Origin of the sequence: Pseudoxanthobacter sp. M-2 (assembly GCF_046156265.1) — a bacterium.
Lineage (GTDB): Bacteria > Pseudomonadota > Alphaproteobacteria > Rhizobiales > Segnochrobactraceae > CAMDHY01.
This window is the reverse complement of sequence record NZ_JAWDIR010000047.1, coordinates 74,678-91,089: the sequence shown is the minus strand read 5'-3', so window position 1 is coordinate 91,089 and position 16,412 is coordinate 74,678. Positions and strand designations below refer to the sequence as shown.

General features: G+C 69.6%; 18 protein-coding genes. 10 read left to right on the top strand and 8 right to left on the bottom strand.

The genetic code is table 11. The features are described 5' to 3' along the window. Window positions 1-7 precede the first annotated feature (7 nt). A complete protein-coding gene (locus tag RUR49_RS24535) occupies window positions 8-982 on the top strand; it encodes a helix-turn-helix domain-containing protein (RefSeq protein ID WP_409149110.1) in 975 nt (324 codons plus the stop codon). Window positions 983-1,167: 185 nt separating this feature from the next. Then, the gene (locus RUR49_RS24530) at window positions 1,168-2,412 is read left to right on the top strand and encodes an acyl-CoA dehydrogenase family protein (protein ID WP_409149108.1); all 1,245 of its coding nucleotides are present in this window, start codon (window positions 1,168-1,170) and stop codon (window positions 2,410-2,412) included. 18 nt (window positions 2,413-2,430) lie between these two features. On the opposite strand, the gene RUR49_RS24525 is transcribed toward RUR49_RS24530, so the two are convergent. Genes RUR49_RS24525 through RUR49_RS24515 form a run of 3 tightly spaced genes read right to left on the bottom strand, consistent with a single transcriptional unit; the run spans window position 2,431 to window position 4,933 of the window. Beyond that, complete coding sequence (locus tag RUR49_RS24525) at window positions 2,431-4,059, bottom strand: sensor histidine kinase (RefSeq protein WP_409149106.1); 1,629 nt, start codon at window positions 4,057-4,059, stop codon at window positions 2,431-2,433. Beyond that, window positions 4,056-4,625: a sigma-70 family RNA polymerase sigma factor gene (locus RUR49_RS24520; RefSeq protein WP_409149104.1), complete on the bottom strand. Its 570-nt coding sequence runs from the start codon at window positions 4,623-4,625 to the stop codon at window positions 4,056-4,058. Before RUR49_RS24520 ends, RUR49_RS24525 begins: the two co-directional genes overlap by 4 nt. Next, entirely contained in the window at window positions 4,622-4,933 is a 312-nt protein-coding gene (locus tag RUR49_RS24515) for a NepR family anti-sigma factor (protein ID WP_409149102.1), read from the bottom strand. The genes RUR49_RS24520 and RUR49_RS24515 overlap by 4 nt, the downstream gene beginning before the upstream one ends. Window positions 4,934-5,236: 303 nt before the next feature. Between RUR49_RS24515 and RUR49_RS24510 the strand changes: the two genes are divergently transcribed. The 7 genes from RUR49_RS24510 to RUR49_RS24480 all read left to right on the top strand — a co-directional run bounded on the left by RUR49_RS24510 (window position 5,237) and on the right by RUR49_RS24480 (window position 10,679). After that, on the top strand, window positions 5,237-6,031 hold the full coding sequence (locus RUR49_RS24510) for a response regulator (RefSeq protein WP_409149100.1): 795 nt from the start codon (window positions 5,237-5,239) through the stop codon (window positions 6,029-6,031). A gap of 370 nt (window positions 6,032-6,401) precedes the next feature. Beyond that, window positions 6,402-6,776, top strand: a complete 375-nt coding sequence (locus RUR49_RS24505; protein ID WP_409149098.1) for a hypothetical protein — start codon at window positions 6,402-6,404, stop codon at window positions 6,774-6,776. A 207-nt stretch (window positions 6,777-6,983) separates the two neighbouring features. After that, window positions 6,984-7,493 (top strand): Dps family protein, encoded by a 510-nt coding sequence (locus RUR49_RS24500; protein WP_409149096.1) that lies wholly within the window; start codon window positions 6,984-6,986, stop codon window positions 7,491-7,493. A 50-nt stretch (window positions 7,494-7,543) separates the two neighbouring features. Continuing rightward, on the top strand, window positions 7,544-7,963 hold the full coding sequence (locus RUR49_RS24495; RefSeq protein ID WP_409149094.1) for a hypothetical protein: 420 nt from the start codon (window positions 7,544-7,546) through the stop codon (window positions 7,961-7,963). A 43-nt stretch (window positions 7,964-8,006) separates the two neighbouring features. Then, entirely contained in the window at window positions 8,007-8,396 is a 390-nt protein-coding gene (locus tag RUR49_RS24490) for a PRC-barrel domain-containing protein (RefSeq protein ID WP_409149092.1), read from the top strand. 163 nt (window positions 8,397-8,559) lie between these two features. After that, on the top strand, window positions 8,560-8,925 hold the full coding sequence (locus RUR49_RS24485) for a plasmid stabilization protein (protein ID WP_409149090.1): 366 nt from the start codon (window positions 8,560-8,562) through the stop codon (window positions 8,923-8,925). A gap of 122 nt (window positions 8,926-9,047) precedes the next feature. Then, complete coding sequence (locus tag RUR49_RS24480) at window positions 9,048-10,679, top strand: GMC family oxidoreductase (RefSeq protein WP_409149088.1); 1,632 nt, start codon at window positions 9,048-9,050, stop codon at window positions 10,677-10,679. A 33-nt stretch (window positions 10,680-10,712) separates the two neighbouring features. On the opposite strand, the gene RUR49_RS24475 is transcribed toward RUR49_RS24480, so the two are convergent. Next, entirely contained in the window at window positions 10,713-10,922 is a 210-nt protein-coding gene (locus RUR49_RS24475; RefSeq protein ID WP_409149086.1) for a hypothetical protein, read from the bottom strand. 30 nt (window positions 10,923-10,952) lie between these two features. Next, window positions 10,953-11,804, bottom strand: a complete 852-nt coding sequence (locus tag RUR49_RS24470) for a S49 family peptidase (RefSeq protein ID WP_409149084.1) — start codon at window positions 11,802-11,804, stop codon at window positions 10,953-10,955. Window positions 11,805-11,962: 158 nt separating this feature from the next. On the opposite strand from RUR49_RS24470, the gene RUR49_RS24465 reads away from it, so the two are divergent. Further along, window positions 11,963-12,664, top strand: a complete 702-nt coding sequence (locus tag RUR49_RS24465) for a glutathione S-transferase family protein (protein WP_409149082.1) — start codon at window positions 11,963-11,965, stop codon at window positions 12,662-12,664. Window positions 12,665-12,869: 205 nt separating this feature from the next. On the opposite strand, the gene cydB is transcribed toward RUR49_RS24465, so the two are convergent. The 3 genes from cydB to RUR49_RS24450 all read right to left on the bottom strand — a co-directional run bounded on the left by cydB (window position 12,870) and on the right by RUR49_RS24450 (window position 16,330). Next, on the bottom strand, window positions 12,870-13,898 hold the full coding sequence (gene cydB, locus RUR49_RS24460) for a cytochrome d ubiquinol oxidase subunit II (RefSeq protein ID WP_409149080.1): 1,029 nt from the start codon (window positions 13,896-13,898) through the stop codon (window positions 12,870-12,872). A 5-nt stretch (window positions 13,899-13,903) separates the two neighbouring features. Continuing rightward, complete coding sequence (locus tag RUR49_RS24455) at window positions 13,904-15,316, bottom strand: cytochrome ubiquinol oxidase subunit I (protein WP_409149078.1); 1,413 nt, start codon at window positions 15,314-15,316, stop codon at window positions 13,904-13,906. Window positions 15,317-15,487: 171 nt separating this feature from the next. After that, window positions 15,488-16,330, bottom strand: a complete 843-nt coding sequence (locus RUR49_RS24450) for a uracil-DNA glycosylase (RefSeq protein ID WP_409149076.1) — start codon at window positions 16,328-16,330, stop codon at window positions 15,488-15,490. Window positions 16,331-16,412: the final 82 nt, after the last annotated feature.

Genomic DNA, 16,412 nt, shown 5'->3' with positions numbered 1-16,412 from the left:
ACCCGCGATGAGATCCACCGCTCCCCTGCCCCAGGATGCTGCGCGCGACGCCGCACGGCGGCACGGGCCCACCGAGGTGCCCCGCGATCCCGTGCCCGTGCGGGCCTATGCGGCACCCGCCTCCGGACGGCGGCTGGCGGTGCGGCGCGTCGAGGGAGAGAGCGGCGTCTATCCGCCCCACAAGCACGACTATTTCCAGATCCTCGTCTTCCTCGGACCGGCGCCGGCCGGGCGTATCGGGCTGAAGGCGGTCGAGCCGGGGCGCGGCAGCGTCTGGTGCATCGCGCCGATGACGCCGCACCAGGTGCGCTTCGAACCGGACACACGCTGCTGGGTGGTGGCCTTCGACCTGGGCGTCACGCGGCCCGGCCTCGGCGCGGCGGCCCCGCTCACCGACCTCGTGCGCCGGGCGCCGGAGCTGACGCCGTTCCTGCACCAGGGCCTTCTCGACTACCGGCTCGACGCCCAGGGCCTCGCCGGCATCGAGCACCTGCTGTGCGGTCTCGAGGAGGACTGCCGGCGGAGCGGGCTCGCGGCGCGCGAGGCCGCCGGCGCCGGGCTGACGCTGCTCCTCGCCACCCTCTGCCGGACCTTCGAGGACCGCTTCGCCGAACTCGGCCAGGGCGACGGCGCACCGGCCCAGGCGGAGCGCAGGCTCGCCCGGGTCGCCGCCTATCTGGCCGACGCCTACCGGGGCGAGGTGACGCTCGCCGCCGCCGCCGAGGCGGCGCACGTCACGCCGACCCACCTCTGCCACCTCCTGAAGGCGCATACCGGCAAGACGCTGGGCGAGATCGTCACCGAGATGCGGCTCGACGAGGCCCGCCAGCGGCTCGTCTACACCGACGCGACGATCGCCGAGATCGCCTTCGCGGTCGGCTATCTCGACGTGAAGTACTTCCAGCGCCGCTTCAAGCGCGCCACCGGCACCACACCCGGCCGCTTCCGCACCGTCGGGCGCGACGGGCGGTCGGACGGATAGCCCGGCTCCACCACAGGATCGCGCCACGGGGCCTCACCGGATCGCAGGATCGTCCACCACCTGCGCAGCCCGCGACCGTTCCGCACCCACGGGCCGCTCGCTAGGGTCCGCCCCTGGAAGCCGGCGACCGGCGACGCCGTGGCGCGTCTCCGAAGAGACGCGCGGCCCGTGCCCGGAGGACACCCATGATTCTCACCAGCGACCGCGGCTTGTCGGAAGAGCAGCGCCTGATGCGCGAGAGCTGCCGCGCCTTCGTCGACGAGGTGGTGACGCCCTACATCCGCGCCAACTGGAAGCGCGAGTGGGACATGGACCCGGAGGGCCGCCTGCCGCCGCAGATCCTCAAGACCGCCGACGAGATCGGCATCCGCACCCTCGGCGTTCCCGAGGAGTTCGGCGGCATCGAGCTCGAGAAGGGCACCGAGGTGCGCACCTTCGCGCTGATCTCCGAGGAGATCGCGCGCGGCGATTCTGGCCTCGCCGACAAGCTCGTGCAGAACTGGAAGGTGTCTGTGCTGCTGCGCGCCTTCGCGCCACGCCACCTGCAGGAGGAGTGGTTCCCGAAGCTCGTCGCCGACCCGAACTTCCTGCTCGCCCACTGCCTGACCGAGCCGCGCGGCGCCTCCGACCGCTGGCTGCCCTACAACGTGCCCGAGGCCTCGATGACCACCCGCGCCGTCAAGGACGGCGACCACTGGGTGATCAATGGCCGCAAGCAGTTCATCTCCAATGGCTATGACGCCAGCCTCTACGTCGTCTACGCCAATGTCGACCCGTCGGTCGGCATGCTGGACGGCACCTCGAGCTTCCTGGTGCCGCGCAACACCCCCGGCCTGACGGTCGCAAAGTGCAACGAGACGCTCGGCTGCCGCTTCATGAACAACGGCGAGCTCATCTTCGAGGACATGCGCATCCCGGCCGACCACCTGATGGTGGAGCGCAAGGCGCTCGCCACCGCCGGTCTCTACTTCCGCCCCGGCAAGATCATCCAGGCGGCGAAGAACCTCGGCGTCGGCATGGCCTGCTTCGAGCGCACGGCCGACTACGTGCAGAACTATGTTCAGGGCGGGCGCATCCTGATCAAGCACCAGGCGGTGGCCGTCCGCCTCGCCGACATGGCGACCAGGCTCGAGGCGGTGCGGGCACTGCTCGAGCGCGCCTCGCTGTCGGTCGACGCCAACGACCCGTCGGCCGACGCGCTCTGCAACATGGCGAAGGTCTACGCGTCCGAGGAGATCATGAAGGTCGCCCAGCACGCGCTAGAGCTGCACGGCGGCAACGGCTGCATGCTGGAGTTCGGCATCGAGAAGCTGTTCCGCGACGCGGCGATCTTCCTGCACATGGATGCCTCCGTCGACATCAGCCACATGAAGATCGTCAAGAGCCTGTTCCCGGCGACCGCCGGCAAGTACGCCGGCCCGGAGGCGTGACCGGGCGCCGGCCGGTGCTCAGGCGCCGGCCGGCAGCGGCACCGTCAGCACCGTGCGCTGCGCCGTCTCGTCCGAGGCGAGCGTCGCGCCGAGCTGGCGGGTGAAGGCGCTGACCAGACGCTCGGAGAGGGCGTTGCGCTCGCCCCCCTTGCCTTCCAGCGTCACCACGAGGTGGTCGCCCGAGCGGTCGACGGCAAGGCTCAGGAGTTCGTTGCGGACCGCGGCCTCGAGGGCCGGGCGCAGCAGTTCGGTGACGAGCAGCGCCACGGGAACGGCGGTATCGAGGGAGACACTCGGACCTTCGGCGGGAATATCGACCTGCGCGGTCTTCTCGACTGGCTCGATGCCGTGGCTGAGGCTCATCACCACCTCGCGAATGAGGTCCATCAGCGGCACCTCTCCGATGTCGCCGCTGGCATAGGCAAGCCGATGCGCGATTGCGAGGGCGTGCACCCGGCCCTGCTGGATGCGCAACACCGAGGCCCGCTCCTCCACCTCCGCGGCGCTCGCCTCGAGGCTGAGCAGGCTCGCGACGAGCTGGAAGTTGTTCTTCACGCGGTGGTGGAGTTCGCGGAGCAGCGTGGACTTCTGGTCGACAGCGGACTTCAGCTCGTTCGACCGGCGCTCCACCCGGTCGGCCATCGCATCGAAGGCGTCGGCGAGCGCCCGCAGCTCCCGCGGGGCGCCGTCGAAGTCCCCGGCGCGGACCGAACTGCGACCGGCTCCGTAGAGGGAGGCGACGCGACCCAGCCGATCGACCCACCGCACCACCAGCTGGTCGATGCCGTACCAGGCGACGGCCACCGCGATCACCAGGAAGGCGAGCGGCAGCCCCACGGCGATGGCGAGGTCGCGGTTGGCGGCCGCCCGCAGCATGGCGAGCGGGGCGAGCGCGATGGCGGTGAGATCGGCGCCCGGCACGGCCTCGGCGGCGGCAAACATCACTTGGCCGTTCGGCATCCGCACCTCGAAGCGCTGCGTCGCCGCGTCGAGCGTCGCCACCAGGGCATCGGCCCCTTCGAAGGCGGCAATGTCGCCAGCCGCCGTGACGATGCGGCCGGCGCGGTCGAGGATGGCGACGGCCTGGCCGCGATCGAGACGGAGATCGGCAAGCACGCCCGCCCCGGTCGCGGTGGCGAGCTCGACCTCGAGCACGGAGTCGCCGCGGAAGGCGAACGCGACGGTGTAGGTGTCGGTCCCGACCACGACCTCGCCCGCCCTGGTGGTGAGGGCGGCGGAGGCGCCGGACGCGGGCGACAGTTCTACCCGGGCATTGTCGCGCTCCTCGGCGCACAACACCGAACGGCCGTTGTCGCGCTGAATGCGGACGGCCCGCACGGACGGCTGAAGGACCGCAAGCGAGTCCGCCACACGCGCACACGCGGCACGCAGATCGATCTCTGCGGGGGCGAGGTCGACAGCGTCGACCGCCCCGCGCAGATGCGCGATCAGCACGGCCTCCCGGCTCGCCGCAAGGGCGGCGACACGCTCGATCAGGCGCTTGCCCTCGGCAATGCGATCCTCGCTGACAGCGAGGCCCGAACCGAGGGCAAGGACCGTGATCGGCAGGTTGGCGAGCACGAGGAGGAGGACGAGCCAGACCCCGAGCCGCCGAGACCGGAGGCGAAATGAACGACCTTCCGTCACGGCACTCCCGCCGGCGGCTCCACCGCGGCGAGCACGCGACTACCGGCGTCGGGGCCGAACTCGTCGTCCGACTCCAGTCCGAGCAGGTCGGCCAGCCGGCGACGGGCGCGGTTGACGCGGCTTTTCATCGTTCCGATGGCACAGCCGGCGATTTCGGCTGCCTCCTCATAGGAGAAGCCGGAAGCACCGACGAGGATCACCGCCTCGCGCTGGTCCGGTGCGAGCTTGCCCAGAGCCTCGACGAGATCCTCGTAGTGCATGTGACCGAGCTGCTCGCCATGCACGGAAAGCCGGGCGGCGAACGCACCGTCGCCATCCTCCACCTCGCGCCGGCGCTTGCGCAGCTCGGAGAAGTAGACGTTGCGCAGGATGGTGAAGAGCCACGCCTTCAGGTTGGTGCCGACGGTGAACGAACCGAGGTTGGTCCACGCCTTGACCAGCGTCTCCTGAACGAGATCATCGGCCAGCGCCGGCTGCCCGCACAGGGAATTCGCGAACGCGCGCAGGCTCGGGATCGACGCGATCAGGTCGTTGCGCAACGTTCCCTGCTCGGCGGCGGCGTTCAAGGCTTCTCTCCCGGCAGACCGCCATCCGGGCCCGGATGCACCGGCGCACCGCTCGGCGCCGCTCCATCCTGAGCGGACGCCGTCTTCGCCGGCTTCTCGACGTTGTCGAGCTGGTTCAGGAGGTCGAGAAAACGATCCGGGACGGGCTCGCTGACGAGCCCGTCGTACATCTCCTTCAGCCGGCGGCCGACCGCCGCGTCCGCACCGGACGCGAAGCGGACGTCGAGCCCGCGCGGCTTGCCCGCACCCGGCTCCGCTCCGCGCGCATCGCTCGCGGTGCGCCCGGCAAAGCCCTTCGGATCTCTCATGTCATTGTCCGTCTTACTCAAACGGCCCCCCGCTTGCGTTTGATACTGCGTGACCTTACGAGCAAGAGATGGACAAAGCACTCTCCACCGGCCCGATGCTCGCGACAAAGAACGCCTCGCCGCCGAAAAGAGTTCCGTAGCATCCCACCGACGTACCAGCCGCCGTGCGCCTGGTGTTTTTTCGCGCAGGGGGATGGAACGCGGCGGGAGGCGACGGCGTTTGTTCCAGCCGGGTGCCGCGCGTGGGGCGGCTCACAAACCGTGAGCCAGCGTCGGTATCCGTTTTCGTGCCCAGGAGGCCGCATGTCGATCTCGAGCGCCATCGCTCCCCATCTTCCCTATCTCCGGCGCTTTGCCCGCATGCTGTCCGGCAGCCAGAAGGCCGGAGACGCCTATGTCGTCGCGACACTCGAGTCGCTCGTCGCCGCTCCAGACGCCTTCGATCGCTCCGTTTCACCGCCGATCGCGCTCTATCGCCAGTTTCTGGGGATATGGAACTCCGTCAACGGCAACGAAGGCGGAGATCCGACCGACGGTGGCGTCGAGCGCACCCTCGGGGCGATCACACCGCGCCCACGCCAGGCGTTCCTGCTGGCGACCGTCGAGTCTTTCAGCATCGATGAGATCGCACAGGTGCTGCGCGAGGCCCCGGAGACGGTCCGCGACCTCCTGACGGAAGCGAGCCGCGAGATCGCCACCTCGATCGCCACCGACGTGCTGATCATCGAGGACGAGCCGATCATCGCGATGGATCTCGAAAGCCTCGTCGAGTCCCTCGGCCATCGCGTCTCTGCCGTCGCGCGCACACACCGCGAAGCAGTGGCGGCGGTCGAGCAGAAGAAGCCGGGCCTCGTGCTCGCCGACGTCCAGCTCGCCGACGGCAGCTCGGGCCTCGACGCCGTGAACGAGATCCTGGCGGCCTACGACGTGCCGGTGATCTTCGTCACCGCCTATCCGGAGCGGCTTCTGACCGGGGAGCGGCCGGAGCCGACCTACCTGATCACCAAGCCGTTCCAGACGGAAACCCTGCGGGCCGTCATCGACCAGGCGCTCTTCTTCGATTCCCGCGCCCACGCCGCAGACGCGGCCATCGGCTGAGGTGATGCGGCCGGCGCGCGGGTGACGCACCCGCCGCCGGCCGCCTCCCTCGACGGCACGACCGCTGCAGGCGTCGCATCCGGTTTTTGCGCACCTCACGCCCCGTCTGGAATGCGTCGACGGCGACAATCTCCGTCGACCGACCTGCCGCCGCTTTTCAGACCCTTGGCCGCTCGATGAGTCGCCCGCAGTCGTACGTATTGCCGCGGATCGACGGGTCGAAAATTAACTTCTTCATCCGCAACTGATTTGGCCGGCCCAGCAACGTCTCGTTCACCTTGTCGCAGTGCCGCTCGGAACCAATCGCAGACGCGGCCGTTGGACTGCCGAATACCGGACGAAACGTTCGGTTCGGCTCGGACAACAACACATGAGACCTGCTGTGACCATGGACAGCGAAACCTACAGGCGGCCCGCCGCGGACCAGAAGCGGTCGCCCGGCGCTGGCCGCCATCGCCTCCCCGATACCCGCTACCCCCACTTCGCCCCCGGCGCTGGGGATGCCGTCTATAACAACCACGAGAGCTCCACCGCCCACGTGCCGCGCGCCGTCGACGTCGGCTCGTACGGGACGGGCGGACTTGCCCGTACGGCGATGCTGATCGTCTTCGCCGTCGTGGCGCTCTCGGCGATCGCCGCCATCGGCTGGATGCAGTACCAGTCCCGAGAGCGCGAGGATCCGCAGATCGAGATCAGCGAGCCGGACCGCTCTGTCCCTGCGCTGGCGGACAACGCCGCCCGCTGAACACGCATCCACACGCATCCTCCTCGACATCATTCGAAAAGGCGCCCCGCGGGGCGCCTTTTGCGTTTCGGCGCCGGAGTCAAAATCCACGCGCCGCGTCAAGCGGAATTTTCACGCGAATTGGAACCTCCCTGGAAGGGGGACGTTAACCAGACGAGCCAGCGACGAACGCTCTGGCGCAGCAGATACCGAGACAGGGGAAGCAAGATGGCCGATGCCGCTACCGTACTCGACGTCAAGACCTCGATCGACGATGTCGGGACTGGCATCCGCAAGGAGAAGCGAAAAGAGATCGCGTCCCGCCTTTCTGAGGTTCTGACCGGCTCCTATATCCTGGTGCTGAAGTCTCACCTCTATCACTGGAACGAAGTGGGGCCGCTGTTTCATCCGCTCCACAAGATGACGGAAGACCACTACGAGAAGATCTTCGAGGCTTGCGACGAGATCGCCGAGCGCATCCGCGCCCTGGGCTATCCGGCCTCGCTCTCGGCCAAGCTCTTCAGCGACGGTACCCGCGGCCTCACCCCCGACGGCGCCACCTCGCAGCACATGATCGAGGCGCTCGTCGCCGATCACGAGGCCCTGTGCCGCTCCATGCGCAAGGTCGCCGCGATGGCGGAAGAGGCCGAGGACTTCGTCACCCACGACCTGATGACCGGCCGGCTCGCCTACCACGAGAAGGTGGTGTGGATGCTCCGGGCGACGCTCGCCGACTGAGCGACGCCCGCGGACGGTTCCCAACCTATTCCGACACGAGGAGAGCAATCATGGCATACGCTAGCAAAGCCACCACGGCCCTGGTCGCCGCCGCGCTTGGGCTCGCCACCGTGACCGCGACGTTCGTGACGATCTCGTCCGCGTCCTCCGTCGCCGACCCGGCGCCGGTGAAGATCCAGGACCGCCTCGCCTCCGAGGTCCGGCTGATCTCGATCGATGATCCGACGGATACGGTCATCATCAACACTCCCGAGGAGAACCTCACCGTCGCCATGCGCTCGGCCCCGCTGCCGGAGCCGGCCCCGCGGACGGCGGACCTCGATGAGCCGCGCACGGACACCGTGCCGGTGCCCCGCGCGAAGCCGATCGAGAGTGCGAGCCTTTCCGGTGTGCCGCTGCCGCAGCCGCGCCCGCAGGCCGAGATGATCGTCGGCTCGCTCGACGCCCAGTCGCAGACGGCGATGCGCTGACGCGCGTCCCGCCCCAGAACACAACACGACAGGAGACACCAGGATGCGTGACACCGCCGCCCATGAGGCGCTGAACACCCAGGAAACCGTATCGCTGATCGGCAGCGACAAGGTCGAGGGTACCGCCGTCTACGGCCTCGACGGCTCCCACATCGGCTCGATCGAGCGCGTCATGCTCGACAAGCGCAGCGGCAAGGTCGCCTACGCGGTGATGAGCTTCGGTGGCTTCCTCGGCATCGGCGCCGACTACTACCCGCTGCCGTGGGCGAAGCTCGAGTACAACGAGGCCCTCGACGGCTATCAGGTCGACATCACCGAGCAGCAGGTGAAGGGCGCCCCGAAGTACTCCCGCGAGGACGAGTACGACTGGACCGATCGCGAGAGCGACCGCCGCATCTCCAGCTACTACGGCGTGCCGCCCTACTGGATGTAACGGTAACCAGAAGCGATCACGTTTGACGAAGCCCCGTCGCACCCCGGTGCGGCGGGGTTTCGCGTTTCTGCGGTGGGATTTACCGGACGCGGCTGCCGGAGGTGGGAACTTCCGCGCCCCCTTTGGGATTTTCTGCGGGGGTCCTTCCGATGCGGAGAGCACGATGCCCCGAGGCGACAAGTCGGCCTATACCGACAAGCAGAAGCGCAAGGCCGCGCACATCGAAGAGAGCTACGAGGAGCGCGGCGTCCCGAAGGACGAGGCGGAGGCGCGCGCGTGGGCCACGGTCAACAAGGACAGTGGCGGCGGCAACAAGAGCGGCTCTGGACGCGGCAAGCCCGATACCAACGCTTCGGCCAAGAAGGGCGGCAAGCGCGGCGGCGAGGCGTCCGCCGAGCGGTCCTCGGCGGCACGATCGGCGTCCGCGAAGCGGGCCGCCGCGGCTCGGTCGCCGGCTGATCGCTCGGCCGCCGCGAAGAAGGCGGCTGCGACCCGCAAGCGCAACGCCGGCGCGCGCGAGAAGGTCTGAGGCGACCGGCCCGCCGTCGCCGTGCATCGCGCCCGTAGCGACGAGCGGGCGGAGGATGCTACCACCTCCCCCTCTCGCAGCCGCCAGGGGGCGGCCGCGCGATGGTGCGGACGGCGACGTCAATGGCGCTTGGACAGATCGAAGACCTCGGCAGCTGGGATTACGTCGTCGTCGGCGCCGGCACCGCCGGCTGCGTGCTGGCAAACCGTCTGACGGAGGACGGCCGCACCCGCGTCCTGCTGCTCGAGGCGGGCGGCAAGGACGACTGGATCTGGTTCCACATCCCCGTCGGCTACCTCTACTGCATGGGCAATCCGCGGGCCGACTGGGGATTCAAGACGACGGCCCAGCCGGGGCTCGCCGGACGCGCGCTGAACTATCCGCGCGGCCGCGTGCTCGGCGGCTCCTCGTCGATCAACGGCATGATCTACATGCGCGGCCAGGCGACCGACTACGACCACTGGCGCCAGCTCGGCAACACCGGCTGGGGCTGGGACGACGTCATGCCCTATTTCCTCAAGTCCGAGGACCACTTCGCGCCGGAGCCGGGCATGCACGGCGGCGGCGGGCCGCTGCGCATCGAGATGCCGCGGGTGAAGTGGCCGATCCTGGAGGCCGTGCGCGACGCCGCCGCCGAGATCGGCATTGCGAAGGTCGCCGACTTCAACCGCGGCGACAACGAGGGCTCGTCCTACTTCCAGGTGACGCAGAAGCGCGGCGTGCGCTGGAATGCGGCGAAGGCCTTCCTGCGACCGGCGCTGAAGCGCGGCAACCTGCGCGTCGTCACCGGCGCGATCGTTCGGCGGCTGGAGCTCGACGGGCGCCGCGTCACCGGTCTGTCGCTCGACGTCGACGGCCGGCCGAGCACGGTCCGTGTCGAGGGCGAGGTGTTGCTATCGGCGGGCGCGGTCGGCTCGCCGCACATCCTCGAGCTCTCCGGCATCGGCGATCCCGAGCGGCTTGGCCGCGTCGGCATCGAGGCGCGGTACGCGTCGCCGGGCGTCGGCGAGAACCTGCAGGACCACCTGCAGATCCGCACCGTCTTCGGCATCGCCAACGCCCTGACGCTCAACACGCTGTCGGCGAGCTTCTACGGCAAGGGGCGGATCGCGGCCGAGTATGCGCTCCTGCGCACCGGCCCGATGACGATGGCACCGAGCCAGCTCGGCATCTTCGCCCGCTCCGATCCGGCCTATGCGACGGCGAACATCCAGTATCACGTGCAGCCGCTGTCGCTCGATGCCTTCGGCGAGCCGCTACACGCCTACCCGGCGATCACGCTGTCGGTGTGCAACCTCCGGCCCGAGAGCCGTGGCGGCGTCCACGCCGCCTCTCCCGACCCGAAGGCGCCGCCGGCGATCGACCCGAACTATCTCGACACCGAAGCCGACCGCCGCGTCGCCGCCGATGCGATCCGCCACGCCCGCCGCCTGATGGCGGCGAACGCCATGCAGCCCTATACGCCGAAGGAGCTGAAGCCGGGACCGGAGGTCGACGGCGACGAGGCGCTGGCGGAGGCCGCCGGACGCATCGCCACGACGATCTTCCACCCGGTCGGAACGGCGAAGATGGGAAGCGACGAGCGCGCCGTCGTGGACGTCCGGCTGAAGGTGCGAGGCCTCGCGGGCCTGCGTGTCGTCGACGCCTCGGTGATGCCGACGATCACGTCCGGCAACACCAACGCCCCGGTGACGATGATCGCCGAGAAGGCGGCGGAGATGATCCGCGAGGATGCGAGAAGCGGGCGGGCCTGACGGCCAAGCGCACCCGCCGGTGGGCGTGGGCCGTCAGCCGCGGATCTCGTCGCTCGGACGGTAGACGCCCGTCGACGGGTCGCGCTCGAGGCGCTGGCCGCGCTCGACGCGCGCGGGCTGCGGCGCGCCGGCCTGGCGCACCTCGGAGAGGCGCGCGTCGACGCGGTTCATCTCGCGCTTGAGGAATTTCCAGCCGGCATAGGCGGCAGCCGCCGCGACGCCGATGACGATGAAGTGGGGCATGCTGCTCTCCTGCCGAAGCAACTCAAACCGTCAGAGGCCGTAGCGGTTCCACAGCGCGCGCGCCTCGAGCGCCGACACGGCGTCGTCGGCGAGCGAGGTCGCCCCGGAGCCGAAGATACCGACACCGCCGCCGCGCTTCCAGGGCCAGGACCGCTCGGTGGCGATCAGCCTCAGCTTGACGTCCGGCCCGTAGCGGTCGCGCAGCACGCCGCGCAGATCGCCGATGGTGTCGACGAGGCCGAGCCCGATGCCGGCCTTGCCGGTCCAAAACAGGCCCGAAAACAGCTGCGGGTCGTCGGCGAGCAGCGCGCCGCGGCGTTCGCGCACGAGGTCGGCGAAGGTGTCGTGCACCTCCTGCTGCAGCGAGAGCAGGTGCTCGACGTCCTCCGGCTTCTCCGGGCGGAACGGGTCGAGGATCGCCTTGCGGCCGCCGGCGGTGTGGACGCGCCGCTCGATGCCGAGCTTGTGGATCGCCTCGACGAAGCCGAAGCCCTGGCTGACCACGCCGATCGATCCGACCACCGAAGACGGGTCGGCGACGATCTCGTCGGCGGCGCAGGCGATCATGTATCCGCCGGAGGCGGCGACGTCCTCGACGAAGCAGAGGACCTTGCGGCCCTTCTCCTCGGCGAGCGCCCTGATGCGGCGGAAGATCAAATGCGACTGCACCGGCGAGCCGCCGGGCGAATTGATGACGATCGCGACAGCCGGCGCGCCCTTGACGGCGAAGGCGCGCTCGAGCGGGCCGGCGAGCGTCGACAGCGTCACGCCCGGGCGGAGCGGCGTCACCAGGCCGATCGGGCCGGAGATGCGGACGACGGGAACGACGGGTTTGCTGACGCCGAGCTTGCCGGGAAGAAGGCCGCGAAGGCGGTCGAGCATGAAGAACTCCGTCGTTGCGGGCGGGCGTGCAGGCCCGACCCGGCACAGGGATATTGGAGCGGCGGGGCCCGGGTACAAGACGCGCGGCCGCCGCGCCGCTTGCTCAGCGCCCGGCGGCGGCACAAGGTTCCCTCGCGGCCGCGCCGCCGGGGGACTCGATGATCACGCTCTATTCCTATCCGCCGCTCTGCGGCGCGGCGGACAACAACGGCTACGGGCTGAAGGTGTTCGCCTACCTTCGCCTCGCCGGCGTGCCGTTCGCGCACGAGCACATCTTCGATGCGTCGCAGGCGCCACGCGGTCAGCTCCCCTACATCGTCGACGACGGCGAGGTGGTCGGCGACAGCGACACCATCATCGCCCACGTGGCGAGGCAGCATGAGGTCGACCTCGACGCGGCCCTGACGCCGGCGCAGCGCGACACCGCCGTGATGGTCGCCCGCACCCTCGACGACCTCTACTGGGTGATGTCGTACTCGCGCTGGAAGGACGAGGCGTTCTGGCCGGCCTTCCGCGACCTGATGATGGGCGAACATCCGCAACTGACGGCGGACGGGATGGAGAAGGCCCGCGCCTACAACGCCCAGCGCTACCACTTCCAGGGCATCGGCCGCTTCGCTCCGGAGGCGGCCTACGCGCGGGGGCTCGCGGACCTGCGCGTACTGGCGAACCTCGTGCCAGAGGGGGGATATGTGTTCGGGCCGCGGCCGACGAGCGTCGACGCGGCGCTCTACGGCTTCATCGCCAACATCCTGTTCTCGCCGATCGAGACGCCGCTGAAGCGGTTCGTCATGGAGCGCGAGTGCCTGGTGCGCCACTGCCGGGCGATCCATGCGGCGGTGGGTGCACCGGGCGGCTGAGCGGAGTCGGGCCCGATTCCGCCGACCGCGTCATCCCGGCCAAGCGAGGCGCAGCCGAGTGCCGAGCCGGGACCCAGCGTCCGAATCCGCGCCGGAGGCGCGGCTCAAGTGTCGCGCGTTCCGCGCAACCAGTCTTCCGCTGGGTCCCGGATCGCTCCGCGTTGCTTCGCGTCCGGGATGACGGCGCAGAGAGCGCCGCCCCCCCTCAATGGTATCCCTCGCCCGGCTTCAGCTTGCCGCGGAAGGTCCAGTACACGAAGCCCGTGTACATCAGGATGATCGGCACCAGCGGGGCGGCGCCGAGGAGCAGGAAGAGCTGGCTCTCGGGCGCGGCGGCGGCCTCCCAGATGGTGATCGTCGGCGGCACCAGATAGGGGAACACCGAGATCGCGAGGCCCGCGAAGCACAAGAGGAACAGCGCAACAGAGGAGGCGAAGGTCTGCAGGCCGCGGCCGGCGTCGACGCCGCGGATGGCCGTCCAGGCGAACAGAGCTGTCAGCAGCGGCACCGGCCAGAGCCAGTAGATCTCCGGCGTGGTGAACCAGCGGTCGGCGATGCCGGGGATGGCGAGCGGCGTCCAGATCGATACGGCGACGATGAAGACGATGAGGGCACCGAGCAGCGGCACCGCCCACTGGCGCGCCTTGCCGTAGAGCGGTCCCTCGATCCGCATCATCAGCCAGCCGGCGCCGAGCAGGCCGTAGCCGGCGACGAGGCCAAACCCGCACATCAAGGCGAACGGGTGCAGCCAGTCGAACGGACCGCCGGCGAACTGGCCGTTCGCCACCGTCACGCCGTAGACGACGGCGCCCAGGATGACGCCCTGGAAGAACGCGGCGACCGTCGAGCCGGCGGCAAAAGCGATGTCCCACCAGTGGTGGTTGGGCTTGGAGACGAAGCGGAACTCGAAGGCGACGCCGCGGAAGACGAGCGCGAGCAGCATGAAGATCACCGGCAGGTAGACCGCCGGCATGATCACCGCATAGGCCTTCGGGAAGGCGACCCACAGTCCGCCGCCACCGAGCACCAGCCACGTCTCGTTGCCGTCCCAGAAGGGGGCGACCGAGTTCATCATCTGGTCGCGGTCGGCCTCGTGGCGCGTCCACGGGAACAGGATGCCGACGCCGAGGTCGAAGCCGTCGAGCACCACGTAGAGGACGATCGCGGTGCCGATCAAAAGCGCCCAGATCAGCGGCAGGTAGTAGTCGAACCAGAGGCTGCCATCGACGTCCATGCCGCCTACTCCCCTGCCTGGATGGCCTTGCGGCCGGCATCATGGGCGGCCGAGAGCGGCCGCATCGCGGTGGCGGCCTCGTCCTCGTGGCCGCGGGCGGTCTGTGGACCCTTCGCGAGCAGCCGGTTGATGTAGTAGATGCCGGCCGAGAAGACGATGCCGTAGACGATGACGAACAGCACGAGCGTCGTGAACACCGCCCCGCCGACGACCGGCGAGATCGCGTCGACGGTGCGCAGGATGCCGGTGGCGACCCACGGCTGGCGGCCGACCTCGGTGGTGAACCAGCCCGCCAGCACCGCCACGAAGCCGATCGGCCACGTCATCGCGACGAAGCGCAGGTAGCGGCCCTCCGAGAACAGGCGCCCGCGCCGCCACTGGACGGCACCGTAGACGACGGTGAGCAGCATCACACCCCAGAGGCCGATCATCACGCGGAAGGCGAAGAACGGGATCACCACGGGCGGCCGCTCGTCCTCCGGAAAGGCCTTCAGGCCCTTGATGGTGCCATCGAGGGTGTGGGTGAGGATCAGGCTGCCGACATAGGGAATGGTGATCTGGTAGTCGTTGCGCTCCTCGGCCTCGTTCGGCCAGGCGAACAGCACCCACGGCATCGGACCGGAGTCCTCGCCCTCGCCGCCCCAGTGCGCCTCCATGGCCGCCACCTTCACCGGCTGGTGCTCGAGCGTGTTGAGGCCGCTCGCGTCGCCGAAGAAGCCCTGCAGCGGCACCAGCACGATGAGCAGCCCGAGGCTCATGCGCACGGCCGTCTCGGCCTGGTCGACGGCCTTGCCGGCGAGCCACCAGCGCGCTCCGGTGGCGAACACCACGAAGGCGGTGGTGATGTAGGCCGCCGTCAGCATATGGGCGAAGCGGGTCGGGAACGTCGGGTTGAAGATGATCTGCAACCAGTCGACCGGATAGGCGATGCCGTCGCGGACCTCGTGGCCGGCGGGGAACTGCATCCAGCTGTTCGCCGAGAGGATCCAGAAGGCCGACATCGTCGTGCCGACCGCCACCGCCAGGCAGGCGACGAAGTGCAGCCACGGCGGCACCCGGTTCCAGCCGAACAGCATCAGCCCGAGGAAGGTCGCCTCCAGGAAGAAGGCGGTCAGCACCTCGTAGCCGATCAGCGGCCCGACGACGTTGCCGACGACCTCGGAGTAGCGGCTCCAGTTGGTGCCGAACTGGTAGGACAGCACGATGCCGGAGACGACGCCCATCGCGAACGACACCGCGAACACCTTCGTCCAGAAGCGGGCGAGCAGGTGGTAGCGGTCGTTCTTCGTATAGAGCCACATCCCTTCCAGCGTCGTGATCCAGGCCGCGAGGCCGATCGTGAAGGACGGAAAAATGATGTGGAACGAGACGGTGAAGGCGAACTGGATGCGCGCCAGGATGACGGGATCGAAGTCCATGCGACGCGGCTCCGTTCGTTCCCCCGCCGCCCCGGTGACACGGCGGCGGCCGCCGAGCGATCGCCTCACTCGGGCCGCAATCGTTTCATCGCGCGCCGACAGGATCAAGACAAATGAAAGGCGGCGCTCGGCCGCGCGGCATCTCAGCGCTCGGACAGGTTGTCCGATTGCTCAGCAGCCGATCTCGTCGAGCTTGCGCCGGAGACTCAGGAAATCGCGCCAGGCGAGCCGCTTCTGCAGCGGCTGGCGCAGGAGATAGGCCGGATGCAGGGTGGCGAGGCACGGCACGTCGCGCTCGCCGACGCGGTAGCTCAGCCACTTGCCGCGCAGCTTCAGGATGCCGTCGGACGTACCGGTCAGCGCCTTCGCCGCCGGCCCGCCGAGCGAGACCAGCACCGCCGGGTCGACGAGCTCGATCTGGCGGGTGAGGAAGGGCCGGCAGATCTCCGTCTCCTGGGCGCTCGGCGTGCGGTTTCCCGGCGGCCGCCACGGTACGACGTTGACGATGTAGACACTGGACCGATCGAGGCCGATCGCCGCCAGCATGCGGTCGAGCAGCTTGCCGGAACGGCCGACGAAGGGGCGGCCGTCGAGATCCTCCTCCCGCCCCGGCGCCTCGCCGATCAGCATGATCCGGGCGGCCGGATTGCCATCGGCGAAGACGAGCTGGGTGGCGGTCTTCTTGAGGTTGCAGCCCTCGAAGCGCAGCATCACCTCGCGCAAGGCTTCGAGGCTCTCGGCGGCCGCGGCGTCGGCGCGCGCGGCCTCGATCGCCCCTTCGTCCGGCAGCGTCACGGTGACGGCGGGCGCCGGTTGCACGGCTCTGTCGAGCCGTCCCGGCGGACCCTGCGACGGCCCCCCCTCCCCGCCGTCCTGCCACCGTGGCGGCGCCTCGCCGACGGGCGCGGGCGGCGGCGCGGCCAGCCGGTCGATCGCCTGCTCGAGCACGACGGCGTCGACGCCGACGGCGTCATACCATTCGAGCAGGGCGATCAGGGCGCGCGGGTCGGACATCGGGCTTCCGGTGGGGCGGCCGGTGTCAGCCGCGTCGGCACCATAGCCGCCCGATCGCCGCGGCGCACGCTGTCGGCCTTGG

Excerpts from the sequence above, each read along its gene's own strand:
- RUR49_RS24485 (WP_409149090.1), top strand. The coding sequence starts at position 8,560 with ATGCCCCGAGGCGACAAGTCGGCCTATACCGACAAGCAGAAGCGCAAG.
- RUR49_RS24530 (WP_409149108.1), top strand. The coding sequence starts at position 1,168 with ATGATTCTCACCAGCGACCGCGGCTTGTCGGAAGAGCAGCGCCTGATG.
- RUR49_RS24480 (WP_409149088.1), top strand. The coding sequence starts at position 9,048 with ATGGCGCTTGGACAGATCGAAGACCTCGGCAGCTGGGATTACGTCGTC.
- RUR49_RS24510 (WP_409149100.1), top strand. The coding sequence starts at position 5,237 with ATGTCGATCTCGAGCGCCATCGCTCCCCATCTTCCCTATCTCCGGCGC.
- RUR49_RS24475 (WP_409149086.1), bottom strand. The coding sequence starts at position 10,922 with ATGCCCCACTTCATCGTCATCGGCGTCGCGGCGGCTGCCGCCTATGCC.
- RUR49_RS24505 (WP_409149098.1), top strand. The coding sequence starts at position 6,402 with ATGAGACCTGCTGTGACCATGGACAGCGAAACCTACAGGCGGCCCGCC.
- RUR49_RS24495 (WP_409149094.1), top strand. The coding sequence starts at position 7,544 with ATGGCATACGCTAGCAAAGCCACCACGGCCCTGGTCGCCGCCGCGCTT.
- RUR49_RS24465 (WP_409149082.1), top strand. The coding sequence starts at position 11,963 with ATGATCACGCTCTATTCCTATCCGCCGCTCTGCGGCGCGGCGGACAAC.
- RUR49_RS24500 (WP_409149096.1), top strand. The coding sequence starts at position 6,984 with ATGGCCGATGCCGCTACCGTACTCGACGTCAAGACCTCGATCGACGAT.
- RUR49_RS24515 (WP_409149102.1), bottom strand. The coding sequence starts at position 4,933 with ATGAGAGATCCGAAGGGCTTTGCCGGGCGCACCGCGAGCGATGCGCGC.
- RUR49_RS24490 (WP_409149092.1), top strand. The coding sequence starts at position 8,007 with ATGCGTGACACCGCCGCCCATGAGGCGCTGAACACCCAGGAAACCGTA.
- RUR49_RS24455 (WP_409149078.1), bottom strand. The coding sequence starts at position 15,316 with ATGGACTTCGATCCCGTCATCCTGGCGCGCATCCAGTTCGCCTTCACC.
- RUR49_RS24470 (WP_409149084.1), bottom strand. The coding sequence starts at position 11,804 with ATGCTCGACCGCCTTCGCGGCCTTCTTCCCGGCAAGCTCGGCGTCAGC.
- cydB (WP_409149080.1), bottom strand. The coding sequence starts at position 13,898 with ATGGACGTCGATGGCAGCCTCTGGTTCGACTACTACCTGCCGCTGATC.
- RUR49_RS24450 (WP_409149076.1), bottom strand. The coding sequence starts at position 16,330 with ATGTCCGACCCGCGCGCCCTGATCGCCCTGCTCGAATGGTATGACGCC.
- RUR49_RS24535 (WP_409149110.1), top strand. The coding sequence starts at position 8 with ATGAGATCCACCGCTCCCCTGCCCCAGGATGCTGCGCGCGACGCCGCA.